At 61.5% G+C, this 12,790-nt stretch carries 12 protein-coding genes and 1 other RNA gene; 10 read left to right on the top strand and 3 right to left on the bottom strand.

What is annotated here, in order from left to right; all coding sequences use genetic code 11:
- Window positions 1–26 precede the first annotated feature (26 nt).
- Window positions 27–518, top strand: coding sequence for an outer membrane protein assembly factor BamE (locus tag O9K64_RS05005; protein WP_275096985.1), 492 nt, complete (start codon window positions 27–29; stop codon window positions 516–518).
- 57 nt (window positions 519–575) lie between these two features.
- On the opposite strand, the gene O9K64_RS05010 is transcribed toward O9K64_RS05005, so the two are convergent.
- The 3 genes from O9K64_RS05010 to O9K64_RS05020 are packed head-to-tail and all read right to left on the bottom strand — an operon-like array spanning window position 576 to window position 2,691.
- Window positions 576–890 (bottom strand): RnfH family protein, encoded by a 315-nt coding sequence (locus O9K64_RS05010; RefSeq protein WP_275096986.1) that lies wholly within the window; start codon window positions 888–890, stop codon window positions 576–578.
- Window positions 880–1,317, bottom strand: a complete 438-nt coding sequence (locus tag O9K64_RS05015; protein WP_260292468.1) for a type II toxin-antitoxin system RatA family toxin — start codon at window positions 1,315–1,317, stop codon at window positions 880–882. Before O9K64_RS05015 ends, O9K64_RS05010 begins: the two co-directional genes overlap by 11 nt.
- The gene (locus O9K64_RS05020; RefSeq protein ID WP_275096987.1) at window positions 1,318–2,691 is read right to left on the bottom strand and encodes a sodium-dependent transporter; all 1,374 of its coding nucleotides are present in this window, start codon (window positions 2,689–2,691) and stop codon (window positions 1,318–1,320) included.
- 173 nt (window positions 2,692–2,864) lie between these two features.
- Between O9K64_RS05020 and smpB the strand changes: the two genes are divergently transcribed.
- From smpB to O9K64_RS05065, 9 genes are all read left to right on the top strand, one after another.
- Window positions 2,865–3,347 carry an SsrA-binding protein SmpB gene (gene smpB, locus O9K64_RS05025; protein WP_275096988.1) on the top strand — a complete coding sequence of 161 codons (483 nt, stop codon included), beginning with the start codon at window positions 2,865–2,867 and terminating at the stop codon, window positions 3,345–3,347.
- A 101-nt stretch (window positions 3,348–3,448) separates the two neighbouring features.
- Window positions 3,449–3,825: a transfer-messenger RNA gene (ssrA, locus tag O9K64_RS05030) on the top strand.
- A gap of 322 nt (window positions 3,826–4,147) precedes the next feature.
- On the top strand, window positions 4,148–4,768 hold the full coding sequence (locus O9K64_RS05035; protein WP_275096989.1) for a DUF6088 family protein: 621 nt from the start codon (window positions 4,148–4,150) through the stop codon (window positions 4,766–4,768).
- Window positions 4,761–5,765: a nucleotidyl transferase AbiEii/AbiGii toxin family protein gene (locus O9K64_RS05040; protein WP_275096990.1), complete on the top strand. Its 1,005-nt coding sequence runs from the start codon at window positions 4,761–4,763 to the stop codon at window positions 5,763–5,765. The genes O9K64_RS05035 and O9K64_RS05040 overlap by 8 nt, the downstream gene beginning before the upstream one ends.
- 81 nt (window positions 5,766–5,846) lie before the next feature.
- Window positions 5,847–6,137 carry a hypothetical protein gene (locus tag O9K64_RS05045; protein WP_275096991.1) on the top strand — a complete coding sequence of 97 codons (291 nt, stop codon included), beginning with the start codon at window positions 5,847–5,849 and terminating at the stop codon, window positions 6,135–6,137.
- A complete protein-coding gene (locus O9K64_RS05050) occupies window positions 6,134–7,585 on the top strand; it encodes a DUF3375 domain-containing protein (RefSeq protein WP_275096992.1) in 1,452 nt (483 codons plus the stop codon). The genes O9K64_RS05045 and O9K64_RS05050 overlap by 4 nt, the downstream gene beginning before the upstream one ends.
- Window positions 7,586–7,587: 2 nt before the next feature.
- The gene (locus O9K64_RS05055) at window positions 7,588–8,238 is read left to right on the top strand and encodes a DUF4194 domain-containing protein (protein WP_275096993.1); all 651 of its coding nucleotides are present in this window, start codon (window positions 7,588–7,590) and stop codon (window positions 8,236–8,238) included.
- On the top strand, window positions 8,235–11,603 hold the full coding sequence (locus tag O9K64_RS05060; RefSeq protein WP_275096994.1) for an ATP-binding protein: 3,369 nt from the start codon (window positions 8,235–8,237) through the stop codon (window positions 11,601–11,603). The genes O9K64_RS05055 and O9K64_RS05060 overlap by 4 nt, the downstream gene beginning before the upstream one ends.
- Window positions 11,600–12,784 carry a DUF3322 domain-containing protein gene (locus O9K64_RS05065; protein ID WP_275096995.1) on the top strand — a complete coding sequence of 395 codons (1,185 nt, stop codon included), beginning with the start codon at window positions 11,600–11,602 and terminating at the stop codon, window positions 12,782–12,784. Before O9K64_RS05060 ends, O9K64_RS05065 begins: the two co-directional genes overlap by 4 nt.
- The last annotated feature ends 6 nt before the right edge of the window (window positions 12,785–12,790 follow it).

Consider the following 12,790-nt stretch of genomic DNA (forward strand, 5'->3'; position numbering starts at 1 on the left):
ATCCCCTTACAAAGCGGAAAGAGTGAATGCAAAAGCTTCTCATCTATTGGGTATGTGGCGCAAGCCTGCTGGTCACCGGCTGCTCCACCGTCAAGGACGTGAGCGACGCCATTCCCGAGGCACTGAACCGCCTGCCGCTGATCCATCGGCCGGATATCCAGCAGGGCAACGTGGTCAGCCAGGAGACGATCAACAAACTCAAACCGGGCATGTCGAAGAGCCAGGTCAACTATCTGCTGGGGACCCCGATGCTGGTGGACGTATTCCACCAGGACCGCTGGGATTACCTCTACAGCATGAAGGTGGGGAATAAGGAAGTGACCCGGGAACGGGTCGCGCTCTTCTTCGAGGACGACCGCCTGATCAAGATCGAAGGCGACTATCGGCCCCAGCCAACCCCGGCAATCGCCGAAACCATAGCGGCGGAGGAGAGCATCATCTCGGTACCCGATTACACCGGCGACCGCAAAGGCCTGTTCTCCCGGGCGCTGGAAAGCGTCGGTATCGGTTCGGAGTGAGTTATTGCATAGGGCTCGCGCAGGGGGGATCGGCCGGGCCGGGGCCCGCGGCCAAAATCAACCTTCTCCACCCCCCTTCTTGAGCTGCTTGCCCTCGGCCGCGCGCTTTTTACGGGCCTCCTTGGGATCGGCGATCAGCGGGCGGTAAATCTCCACCCGATCCCCCGGCTGTAACGGGGTATCCCCCTTGGCCGCCTTGCCGAACACACCGAACTTTGCGCTGGCAAGGTCGATTTCCGGAAAACGTTCGGTAATGCGCGAGCGTTCAACCGCCTGTTGCACGGTGATCCCCGGTTCGCCGGTCACCGTCAAAATCACCTGCTCCTCGGGTTTCGCATAGGCGACTTCAATCTCAAATTGTTCACTTGCCACGGGCTACCTCGTCTGCTCGCTTACAGAATGCATCGACTAATGTGCCGGCGATCTGGCTGAATACCGCACCAAACGCCGAATTGATCAGCTTTCCGGAAAACTCGAAATCGAGTTCCAGTTCCACCTTGCAGGCATCCTCACGCAAGGCGGTAAAACGCCACTCACCCTGGAGCCGCTTGAACGGACCCTCGTGCAGAGTAATCAGGATCCGCTCATAGGGGAAAAGCCGGTTACAGGTGGAAAAGGTCTGGCTTATCCCGATACGCGACACCTCCAGCCGGCCGCACAACTCCTCCTCGTTACGGGACAGCAGTTGGGTGGATTTACACCAGGGCAGAAACTGGGGATAAGACTCGACATCATTGATCAGTTCAAACATCTCGGCCGCTGAATGGGGTACCAGGGCACTCTTGTGGACGACTGGCAACTATAAGACTCCTATCGCCCGCAAGAAAATCAGCAGCATGGCCGCGGGCGTAATAAAACGAATAATAAAATACCATAGCTTGAAACCGACACCGGCAAGGCCACCCAGTTCATCCACCACGGAATCACGGGCCATTACCCAGCCGGCGAACAGTGCCATGCACAGCCCCCCCAGGGGCAGTATGATACTCGAAGTCACGATATCCAGCACATCAAACAGACCATGCCGCTTCAGGACCCCACCGAAGTGGAAGCTGAATGACCAGTGGCTGAACGAGAGGATGGTCACTATACCCAGCAGCCAGGCGACCATCCCGGTCCAGATGGCGGCGCGAATGCGCTCCATCTCGCGATTCTCGATCAGCCAGGCCACCAGCGGTTCAATCAGCACGATGGCCGAGGTCCAGGCCGCAAACACCAGCAGCAGGAAGAACAGGGCTCCGAAGAACATGCCCCCGGGCATCTGCCCGAAAGCGATGGGCAGGGTCTGGAATATCAGCCCGGGTCCCTCGCCCGCCGCCAGGCCATTGGCGAAGACGATAGAAAAGGTGGCCAGTCCGCCCAACAGGGCCACCAGCGTATCCAGCAAGCCCACCAGTATCGATGTCTGGGCAATGGAGACGCCACTGGGTAGATAGGAGCCATACACCAGCATCGCCCCCATCCCCAGACTAAGGGTAAAGAAGGCATGGCCCATCGCGGTCAATACCCCCGCCGGGGTCAGCTTGCTGAAATCGGTATAAAACAGATAGTTGAAGGCCTGGGCGAAGTCACCGTTGCGGGCGGCATAGGCCACCAGCACCAGGACCAGGAAAAACAGCATGGGCATCAGGATCTTCGCCGCCTTCTCCAGGCCGTTGGTCACCCCGCGCGAGACCACCTTGATGGTCATCACCATAAAAATGGTATGCCACGCCAGCAGACGTTCGGGATCGGTCACCAGTTGGGCGAAGATACTGCCCGATCCTTCGGCGGTCACCCGCACAAAGGTCCCGCTCAGCATGCGCATCAGATAGGCCAGGGTCCAGCCGGCAATCACGCTGTAGTAGGAGAGAATCACCAGACCGGCCAGCATGCCGGCCCAACCCACCAGTCGCCAACTGCCGCTTGCCCCCGCCTCGACCGACAGGCTATGCAGCGTGTTGACCGGGCTTTGACGGCCACGTCGCCCGATCAACACCTCCGCCATCATGATCGGGATACCGATCAGCGCCAGGCAGAGCAGATAGACCAGGACAAAGGCCCCGCCGCCATTTTCACCGGCCATGTAGGGGAATTTCCAGATATTGCCCAAACCAATGGCAGCGCCGGTCGCCGCCAGAATAAACATCAGGCGGGATGACCACTGACCATGAATGGAGATACGCTTGGACAAGGAGTGAATCCTCCGCAAGTTCGTTGACTGACCGACTGCCTGCCTGCTCACCACCCTGCCCAAGGGACAAGGAGCCGGCATTTTCCGGGAAAACCCCGGGCAGCACAAGTTAACCCCGACAAAGCGCCACAACCCACTAGCCTCCGCCCCGCCCCGTCACATACAATCCGCCCATGGCAAAAAAATCCAAAAAACAGTCCGGGCCAGGTGGTTCCACCATCGCCCTGAACAAGAAGGCGCGACACGAGTATTTCATTGAAGAGCGCTACGAGGCGGGCCTCTCGTTGCAGGGCTGGGAGATCAAAAGCCTGCGCGATGGCCGGGTGCAGATCACCGACAGCTATGTGTTCATAAGGAATGGCGAGGCGTTCCTGATCGCCACCAACATCACCCCGCTGCTCAGCGCCTCCACCCACATCAACCCGGAGCCGATGCGCGCCCGCAAGCTGCTGCTGCACCGGCAGGAGCTGGACAAGCTGATCGGCATGGTCGAGCGCAAGGGCTACACCCTGGTGCCGATCGCCCTGTACTGGAAGAAGGGCAAGGTCAAGCTGGAGATCGGCCTGGCCAAGGGCAAGCAGCTGCACGACAAGCGGGAGACGGAAAAGAACCGGGATTGGGACCGCGACAAACAGCGTATCCTCAAGGCCCACTAGAAGTCTGTCGGACAGCAACCCTTGAAAAAACAGCCCGGGCACCCAATATCAGGGGGACAAGGAACCAACAGAGCCTGTATACTGTCTGTTGGGTTTACCCAGGGGGCGACATGGCTTCGACGTGGGTGATGAAACCTGAGGTGCATGCCGAGGATACAGATACCCTCGTTAATAATTCTGTAACACTATAGTTGCCAACGACGACAACTACGCTCTCGCCGCTTAATAACCGGTAGAAGCCGTCTGACTGGAGCCGTGCTTGTGCGTCCAGAGTCCTTCGGGACATTTCAGGCGTCATATCTCACAAGATCGCGATGAAGTACGTCCGGGACGGAATCGCTAAAACTTAACCGGGACCGCCGTCTACACGCCCTGTTTGCCGGGCAGTAGCCGGTTAAAAATAATCGGCAGAACTAAGCATGTAGAGCCAAAGGCGGAGTGCTTGCGGACGCGGGTTCGATTCCCGCCGCCTCCACCAAACTTAAAACCCCAACCAAGAACGGTTGGGTTTTTTTATTTGGTCCGTCGCTACACGACATTCGGCGGCGCTCCTGCGGCGCTCATCTAGACCGTTCCGGGCCACATTCCAATTCTTCCCGGCCATTCCTCGCTCCGACCTCGATCTCCTAAACAGGCCAGACGTCTGCAAAGGCTACGAGTCATCCACTTATAGATCAGTGACTTACGCGCAGAATAATCAAGTAATTGGATTGCAACATTGGCTGACGGAGGGGCCACAAGCCTCTTCTTGCGAGCTATCGCACTTGCAGCTTGTCAGAAACTCGCATATATTTTCACACATGAACACGACGACCAAGACTGCCGAACTGATTCGCCAGCGCATTGAGGCGATACCGATCGGGGAGCCCTTCACCCCAACAGCATTCCTGGAGTGCGGTACGCGTGCGTCCGTCGACCAGACCCTCTCCCGCCTCGTCAAGGCAGGGGCTATCGAGCGTGTGACGCGTGGCGTCTTTGTGCGTCCCGAGGTCAGCCGTTTCGTCGGCAAGGTTAGCCCCTCGCCGTTGAAAGTGGCCGAGACGGTCGCCAAGACCACTGGTGCCGTCATCCAGGTTCACGGTGCCGAAGCAGCGCGGCGGCTTGAGCTGACCGCGCAGGTTCCGACCCAGTCGGTATTCGTAACATCCGGCCCGTCGAAGCGCATCCGCGTGGGGAATATGGAGATTCGTCTGCAGCACGTCTGCCAGCGCAAGTTGGCCCTGGCAGGTCGACCTGCCGGGCTCGCGCTTGCTGCAATGTGGTACCTCGGAAAGAAGGAAGTAACGCCGGCTCTCGTCGAGAAGATTCGGCGCAAGCTGGGATCGAGAGAATTCGAAGTTCTGAAGTCAGCGACCTCCTCAATGCCCGCGTGGATGAGCGACGCTATCTTCCGGAACGAGCGGAAAGCCGTTCATGCCTGAGTCCTTCCTCCACCTGAAGCCTAAAGAGCAGTCTCAAATCTATCGGGCGCTGGCTCCGCAGCTTGCCCGCTCGCCCGTCGTACTGGAAAAGGATGTCTGGGTCTGCTGGGTGCTACAGACCCTGTTCACCATGCCCAACCGACTGCCGATGGCCTTCAAGGGCGGCACCTCACTCTCCAAGGTGTTCGGAGCCATAGCGCGCTTCTCCGAGGACGTGGACATCACACTCGACTACCGTGGCTTGGACGGCTCCTTCGATCCGTTCGCCGAAGGCGTCTCGCGCAATCGGTTGAAGAAATTCAGCGAAGACCTCAAGTCCTTCGTGCACGACCATGCCCATGGTGTCGTGGTACCGCACTTCCAGAGGACGCTGGCCGCCGAGTTCGATGCCGACGCATTCCAGCTTGAAGTCAGTGATGACGGGGAACAGTTGCGGGTGCACTACCCGACGGTTCTGGAATCCCCAGGGGACTACGTGGGCAACAGCGTCCTGATCGAGTTTGGTGGCCGAAACATCACCGAGCCGAACGAAGGTCACGAGGTGCGGCCCGACATCGCGGAACATGTCGCCGAACTCGAATTCCCTCGCTCAACGGTCAGTGTACTGTCCCCGGCACGTACTTTCTGGGAGAAGGCGACATTGATGCACGTCGAATGTCAGCGCGACGAGTTCCGAGCCAGTGCTGAACGCCTGTCACGCCACTGGTACGACCTGGCCATGCTTGCCGATCAAGCCCAAGGGCAGGCCACTGTGGCCGATCGCGCTCTGCTCGCGGATGTCGTCAAGCACAAGAAGGTCTTTTACAACGCGAGCTACGCCAACTACGACGCATGTTTGGCCGGGCAGCTCAGACTCATTCCCGAAGATGCCGCGCTGGCCGCGCTGCGCGATGACTTCCAGCGCATGATCAGTGCCGGCATGTTCATAGGTGAGCCTCCCGCCTTCGATGCCATCGTCGATCGCCTGCGCGCGCTGGAAACAGCAATCAATCGGTGACGCGATGGTTGAAGTAAGGAAGATCCGGACATCCCCTGCTTGGTCACGAGAGGCATGTCTTCGCAGCCTGGGAGGTGATGCGTGAGGTCAGCCCTGAAAAGAAGAAGGCCGCTGATTCGCTACGCGGGTTCAGCGGCCGAAACCTCGATAGGTTCAAAGCCAATAGGCACTGAACTCGGGGAGATCGTATATACCCGGATGGGGATCTGCGAAGAGTATGAGCCTCTCAGACAGAGCCATGAGGCTATCGAACAGAATGGCCAAAATATTGGAGTACCGTTCGATACAGGTACTACTCTCGCAACACAACGCGTCGAGCGCGCCCGCATCCTGCCCGAGGAAAAGGAAGAGCGCCAGGGCGAGGCCGCGTGACCTTCGATTACTCCACACTCGATTCCCTGCGCTCCCATCACCCGGCGTGGCGGCTGCTGCGTTCGGACCATGCAGCGCTGGTGGCGAGCTTTCTGCACCGGGTGTTCGTCGAGCCCAACGTGCGGGTGATGGCGGCGGCCGATCTGGCCGAGGCGCTGGAAGATGAACTCTACGCCTTGCGCCAGCAGTTGGGTGAGGATAGCTTCCCGAAGCCCGCGCTCGACTATTTGAACGACTGGGCCGCGCCTGACAAGGGCTGGCTGCGCAAGTTCTACGCCCAAGGCTCGGACGAGCCGCAGTTTGATCTGACCCCGGCAACGGAGAAGGCCATCGCGTGGCTCGGCTCGCTCTCCGAGCGCAGCTTCGTCGGTACCGAATCGCGGCTGCTGACCCTGTTCGAGCTGCTGCGCCAGATGAGCGAGGGCAGCGAGTCCGACCCGGCCCGGCGCATCACCGAGTTGCAAAAGCGGCGCGATGAGATCGACGCCGGGATTGAGCGGGTGCTCGCGGGCGACGTGCCGCTGCTCGACGACACCGCGCTCAAGGACCGCTTCCAGCAGTTCATGCAGCTGGCACGGGAGCTGCTCACCGACTTTCGAGAAGTGGAGCACAACTTCCGTAGCCTCGACCGGCGGGTACGCGAGCGCATCGCCCTGTGGGAAGGCGCCAAGGGCGAGCTGCTGGAAGAGATCATGGGCGAGCGCGACACCATCGCCGATTCCGACCAGGGCAAGAGCTTTCGCGCCTTCTGGGACTTCCTGATGTCCAGCCGCCGGCAGGAGGAGTTGACCGAACTGCTTGACCGCGTCCTGACCCTCGCACCCGTGGCCGAACTCAAACCGGATGGCCGCACCCGGCGCGTGCACTACGACTGGCTGGAGGCCGGCGAGCACGCCCAACGCACGGTGGCCCAACTTTCCCAGCAGCTGCGCCGCTTCCTCGACGACCAGGCGTGGCTGGAGAACCGCCGCATCATGGAGATCCTGCACGGCATCGAGTCCAAGGCCCTTACCCTGCGCGACACCCCGCCCGAGGGCGCGGTGATGACCATCGCCGAGACATCGGCCGATTTCAATCTGCCGCTGGAGCGGCCGCTCCACACGCCTTCGACACGACCGCTGATAGAGGATATCGTGATCGAAGGGGGTGATATTGAGCTGGATGCCGCAGCACTGTATGGGCAAGTGGTGGTCGATTCGGCACAGCTGGCGCGTCAGATCCGTCAGACCCTGCAGGCACGCTCCCAGGTCACCTTGCGGGAACTGACGGAAGCCTACCCTCTGCAACACGGTCTGGCTGAGCTGGTGGCCTATCTGCAACTGGGCAGTGAGACGTTCAAGACGGTGGTAGACGAGGAGATGCCTGAGGCCATCGAATGGGAAGTGATGACCGATGACGTGGCACGGCGCCGGCGCGCCCGACTGCCGCGGGTGATATTCGTGAGGTGAACATGGACAAACAAGAATCCACGGCTACCGACCCCGACCTGTCCCTGTTGTCGATCACCCTGCTCAGGGGGGTGATCTACCGGGAGGGCAATGAACAGTTGTGGGGTGCGCTGCTGACGCTTCAGGCGCGGTTGCGGGACTACATGGCGATGCTGAACCTGGATCTGGTGCTGGACGAGGCGGAGGGTTACGCCTTTCTCAAAAGCCGGCCGGACCCGGCGGAGGGGGATGACGCCACCAGATTGCCGCGACTGGTGGCGCGCCGCCCTCTCTCCTTTCCGGTTAGCCTGCTGCTGGCGCTGCTGCGCAAGAAACTGGCCGAGTTCGATGCGGGCGGCGGTGACACGCGACTGGTGCTGACGCGCGACGAGATCGTCGAACTGATTCGGCTCTTTTTGCCGGAGACAAGCAACGAGGTGCGACTGATCGACCGGATCGAGAGCGACATCAACAAGGTGGTCGATCTCGGCTTCCTGCGACGTTTAAAGGTCACCGGCGGACCGGCGAGCTACGAAGTGCGGCGCATCCTCAAGGCCTTTGTCGACGCCCAGTGGCTGGCGGAGTTCGATGCGCGCCTGGCGGCGTATCGCAGGCAACTTACGGGAACCGCTGTGGAGGAAATGGAGAAAGCACCACGGGGAGATACTCCATGAACGATCCGCAGACGCTGGGCCTGGACTTCGTTGCGGATGACACCCTGTCAGGCTTCCGGCTCCGGCGACTGGAGGTATTCAACTGGGGCACCTTCGACGGCCGGGTGTGGACGCTGCAACCGGATGGCCGCAACGGCCTGCTGACCGGAGACATCGGCTCCGGCAAGTCGACCCTGGTGGACGCGGTCACCACCCTGCTGGTGCCGGCCCAACGCGTCGCCTACAACAAAGCAGCCGGTGCCGATGCGAAGGAACGGACGTTGCGCTCCTACGTCCTTGGCTTCTACAAGTCCGAGCGCAACGAGGCGACAGCTTCCGCGCGGCCCGTCGCCCTGCGTGACCACAACAGCTACTCGGTCATCCTCGGCGTCTTCCACAATGCGGGCTACGACCAGACGGTGACCCTGGCGCAGGTGTTCTACTGGAAAGAGCCGCAGGGGCAACCGGCGCGCTTTTTCGTCGGCAGCGAGCGGGAGCTGTCAATCACGAAGGACTTTTCCCGCTTCGGTTCCGACATCACGCAACTGCGCAAACGGCTGCGCGGACAGGGCGCGGAGATCGAGGACAGTTTCCCAAAATACGGCGCCTGGTTCCGGCGCCGGCTCGGGATCGACAACGAACAGGCGCTGGAGCTGTTTCACCAGACGGTGTCGATGAAGTCGGTAGGCAACCTGACCGACTTCGTGCGCAGTCACATGCTGGAGCCCTTCGACGTGGCACCGCGTGTCCAGGCGCTGATTGGCCATTTCGACGACCTCAACCGCGCCCACGAGGCGGTGCTCAAGGCCAAGCGGCAAGTGGAGCTGCTCACCCCGCTGGTCGCCGACTGCACGCGTCACGACGAGCTGACGCAAGGGATCGAGGAGCTACGGCGCTGCCGCGACGCGCTACGCTCCCACTTTGCCATGTTGAAGCTGGGCCTGCTCGACCGTCGCCTCGACAATCTCGCCGGCGATTGGGCACGCCTGGATGCCAGGGTGCATGAGCTGGAGGGACGCCGGGACGACCACCTCGCTGAAATCGATGAACTAAAGGGCGCCATCGCCGAGAACGGCGGCGACCGGCTGGAGCGGCTTTCCGCCGAGATCAGAAAGAAGGAGCAGGATCGGGAGAAGCGCCGGCAGAAAGCCGATCGCTATGGCGAACTGATCGGCAATCTCGGTGACACGCCGGCCATGGACTCCTCCGGATTTCTTGACCAACGGGCACGCTTGGCGCATCAGGCCGAGGAACTCAAGGAGCAGACAGCCGTGCTGGAGAACCGGGAGCGCGAGCATGACTTCAGCTTTCGCAAGGGGCGTGAGGAGCACCAGTCCCTTTCCACCGAGATCACCAGCCTGAAGGCGCGTCGCAGCAACATCGATGACCGGCAGATCCAGATCCGCGCCGCCCTCTGCGCCGCCCTGGGGCTGGACGAAGGAACGATGCCCTTCGCCGGTGAACTGCTCCAGGTACGCGATGATGAACGTGATTGGGAGGGGGCCTGTGAACGCCTGCTGCACGGCTTCGGCCTGTCGCTGCTGATACCCGATGCCCATTACAAGGCGGTGGCCGAGTGGGTGGATAGCAACCGGTTGCAGGGCAGACTGGTCTATTTCCACGTACGTCCGCCACGGCGTGGTGAGCTACCCGATCTGCACCCTGACTCGCTGGCGCGCAAGCTCTCCATAAAACCCGACTCGCCCTTCTACGACTGGTTGGAACGCGAGCTGGCGCACCGCTTCGATGTCGCCTGTTGCGCGACGCAGGAGCAGTTCCGCCGCGAGCCCCGCGCCATTACACAGGCCGGACAGATCAAAGACCCCACGGGCCGGCACGAGAAAGACGACCGCCACCGTATCGACGATCGCGGCCGCTACGTGCTGGGCTGGACCAACAGCGCCAAGATCGCCGCACTGGAGGCGCAAGCACACCAGCTCGAAACGCGCCTGGTCGAACTCGGCGGACAGATTGCAGAAGTTCAACGCGAGCGCAAGGTGGCGGAGGGCGGTATAGAGACGCTGTCGGAGTTGAAAGCCTATGCCGACTTCGAAGAGCTGGACTGGACCACCCTCGCCACCGAGATCGAGCGACTGACCGATGAGCGCCGGCGACTGGAGGCCGCCTCCGATACCCTTCAGCAGCTCAGCCGACAGCTGAACGAGGTGAAACAGGCGCTCGCATCCATCGAAGGTGAGCTGGAGACCAACCGCGACGGCCGCTCCAAGGTCGAACAGAAGCGCAGCGACGCCGAGGCCTTGCGCCAACAGACGCAGGCCCTGCTGGACGAAAACCCGCAGGACGGGACACTCTCTGAACGCGTCGAGACCCTGCGTGCCGAGGCCCTGGGAGAACACCAGCTCAGCGTCGAGTCCTGCGACAACCGGGAACAGGATCTCCGTACCTGGCTGCAGGCGCGCATCGATGCGGAAGACCTGAAACTAAAGCGACTGCGCGACAAGATCGTTCAGTCGATGATGGCGTTCAAGGATGCGTACAAACTGGAGACCGCCGACTTCGATGCCAGCCCGGCGGCCACCTATGAATACCGCAACCTGCTCGACCAGCTGAACCGCGACGACCTACCCCGCTTCGAGGCGCGCTTCAAGGAGCTGTTGAACGTCAACACCATCAACGAGATCGCCAACTTCAATGCCCAGCTCGCCCGCGAGCGCGAGACCATCCGGGAACGCATCGCCCAGATCAACAATTCGCTGACCCAGATCGACTACAACCCCGGGCGCTACATCCTGCTGGAGTCCCAGGCCAGTCCGGACACCGAGATCCGCGACTTCCAAGGCGATCTGCGCGCATGCACCGAGGGCACGCTGACCGGTTCCGAGGATGCGCAGTATTCGGAGATCAAGTTCCTCCAGGTCAAGGCCATCATCGACCGCTTCCGCGGCCGCGAAGGGCTCTCCGAGCAGGACCGGCGCTGGACCGCCAAGGTGACCGACGTGCGCAACTGGTTCCTGTTCGCCGCCAGCGAGCGCTGGCGCGAGGACGACAGCGAGTACGACCACTATTCGGACTCTGGCGGTAAGTCGGGCGGCCAGAAGGAGAAGCTCGCCTACACCATCCTCGCCGCGAGCCTGGCCTACCAGTTCGGCCTGGAGTGGAGCGCGGTGCGCTCGCGCTCCTTCCGCTTCGTGGTGATCGACGAGGCCTTTGGCCGTGGCTCGGATGAATCGGCCCAGTACGGCCTGCGTCTTTTCCAGCAGCTCAACCTGCAACTGCTGATCGTCACCCCGCTGCAGAAGATCCACATCATTGAGCCCTTCGTCTCCAACGTCGGCTTCGTCCACAACGAGGACGGCCGCGCATCCAAGCTGCGCAATCTCGCCATCGAGGAATACCGGGAAGAAAAGGCGAGGTTCAGCGGATGATCGCCAAGTGGACCCACCCGGCCGATGTGCGCGAGCAGCTGCGCAAGCTGTGGGATCGTGGCGACCTGTTGCGCCATCTGATTACAGGTGAGCCCGCCTTCCCCCTGAAGCTAAGGCTCAAGGGGCCAACCTCCGCGGAGATCGCCGAGCGCTTCGATGCCGTGCGCAACTGGATCACCTGCTTGCGCGAGCTGAGGGCGGTACGCATTCAATGGCGCGAGTTCACCCACCGGGTGCACGGGAGCAACACCCTGCCCAAATACCTGTGGCTGGACAATCTGGATGATGCCCTGAGCCTGATAGGCAAGGCCCGTGAGGCGGCCCGTTTCCAGGTGTTGCTGGAGACGCTGCGCACAAGGCAGCCGGAGCTCGAGCCTTGGCTAATCCGCCGCCCGCTGCGGGCGCTGGAACTGGCGGACGGGGTCGATCGCCTGCTCGATATCGTCGCCTGGCTCAGGACACACCCCCGGCCCGATGTCTACCTGCGGCAAGTGGATCTGCCCGGGGTGCACACCAAGTTTATCGAGGCCCATCGCGGTCTGCTCGCCGAGTGGCTGGACCTCGTGCTGCCGCCCGAGACGATCAATAACGCCAGTACCGGCGTCGCCCAATTCGCCCGACGCTACGGTTTCCGCGACAAGCCGACCCGGATCCGTTTTCGCCCCCTCGATGAGCGAATCACGCTGCTACCCGTTCCGACACGACCGGACCTGACCTTGGACGCCGACAGCTTCGCCTCCCTCGACCTCCCCGTGCGACGGGTCTTCATCACCGAAAACGAGACCAACTTCCTCGCCTTCCCCTGGGTGACCGGCAGCATCGTCATCTTCGGCTCGGGATACGGCTGGGAAGCATTGGCCCGGGCGCAATGGCTGCTGCGCTGCCCGATTCACTACTGGGGTGATATCGACACCCACGGCTTCGCCATCCTCGACCAACTGCGCGCACACCTGCCACACGTCGAATCGCTGCTCATGGACCGGGCAACCCTGATCGCACATGAGGCGCTCTGGGGCCGGGAAGAGACCCAGCACACCCATGACCTTCCCCGGCTAACCGAACAGGAGCGCGACCTCTTTGATGACCTGCGCGACAATCGCATACGCCCCGGCCTGCGCCTCGAGCAGGAACGAATAGGCTTCGCCTTTGTCGAGGCGGCATTGCGCGGGATTGGTAGTTAGGACTCG

The organism is Sedimenticola hydrogenitrophicus (assembly GCF_029017505.1).
Lineage (GTDB): Bacteria > Pseudomonadota > Gammaproteobacteria > Chromatiales > Chromatiaceae > Sedimenticola > Sedimenticola hydrogenitrophicus_A.

Excerpts from the sequence above, each read along its gene's own strand:
- O9K64_RS05005 (WP_275096985.1), top strand. The coding sequence starts at position 27 with ATGCAAAAGCTTCTCATCTATTGGGTATGTGGCGCAAGCCTGCTGGTC.
- smpB (WP_275096988.1), top strand. The coding sequence starts at position 2,865 with ATGGCAAAAAAATCCAAAAAACAGTCCGGGCCAGGTGGTTCCACCATC.
- O9K64_RS05035 (WP_275096989.1), top strand. The coding sequence starts at position 4,148 with ATGAACACGACGACCAAGACTGCCGAACTGATTCGCCAGCGCATTGAG.
- O9K64_RS05040 (WP_275096990.1), top strand. The coding sequence starts at position 4,761 with ATGCCTGAGTCCTTCCTCCACCTGAAGCCTAAAGAGCAGTCTCAAATC.
- O9K64_RS05055 (WP_275096993.1), top strand. The coding sequence starts at position 7,588 with ATGGACAAACAAGAATCCACGGCTACCGACCCCGACCTGTCCCTGTTG.
- O9K64_RS05060 (WP_275096994.1), top strand. The coding sequence starts at position 8,235 with ATGAACGATCCGCAGACGCTGGGCCTGGACTTCGTTGCGGATGACACC.
- O9K64_RS05065 (WP_275096995.1), top strand. The coding sequence starts at position 11,600 with ATGATCGCCAAGTGGACCCACCCGGCCGATGTGCGCGAGCAGCTGCGC.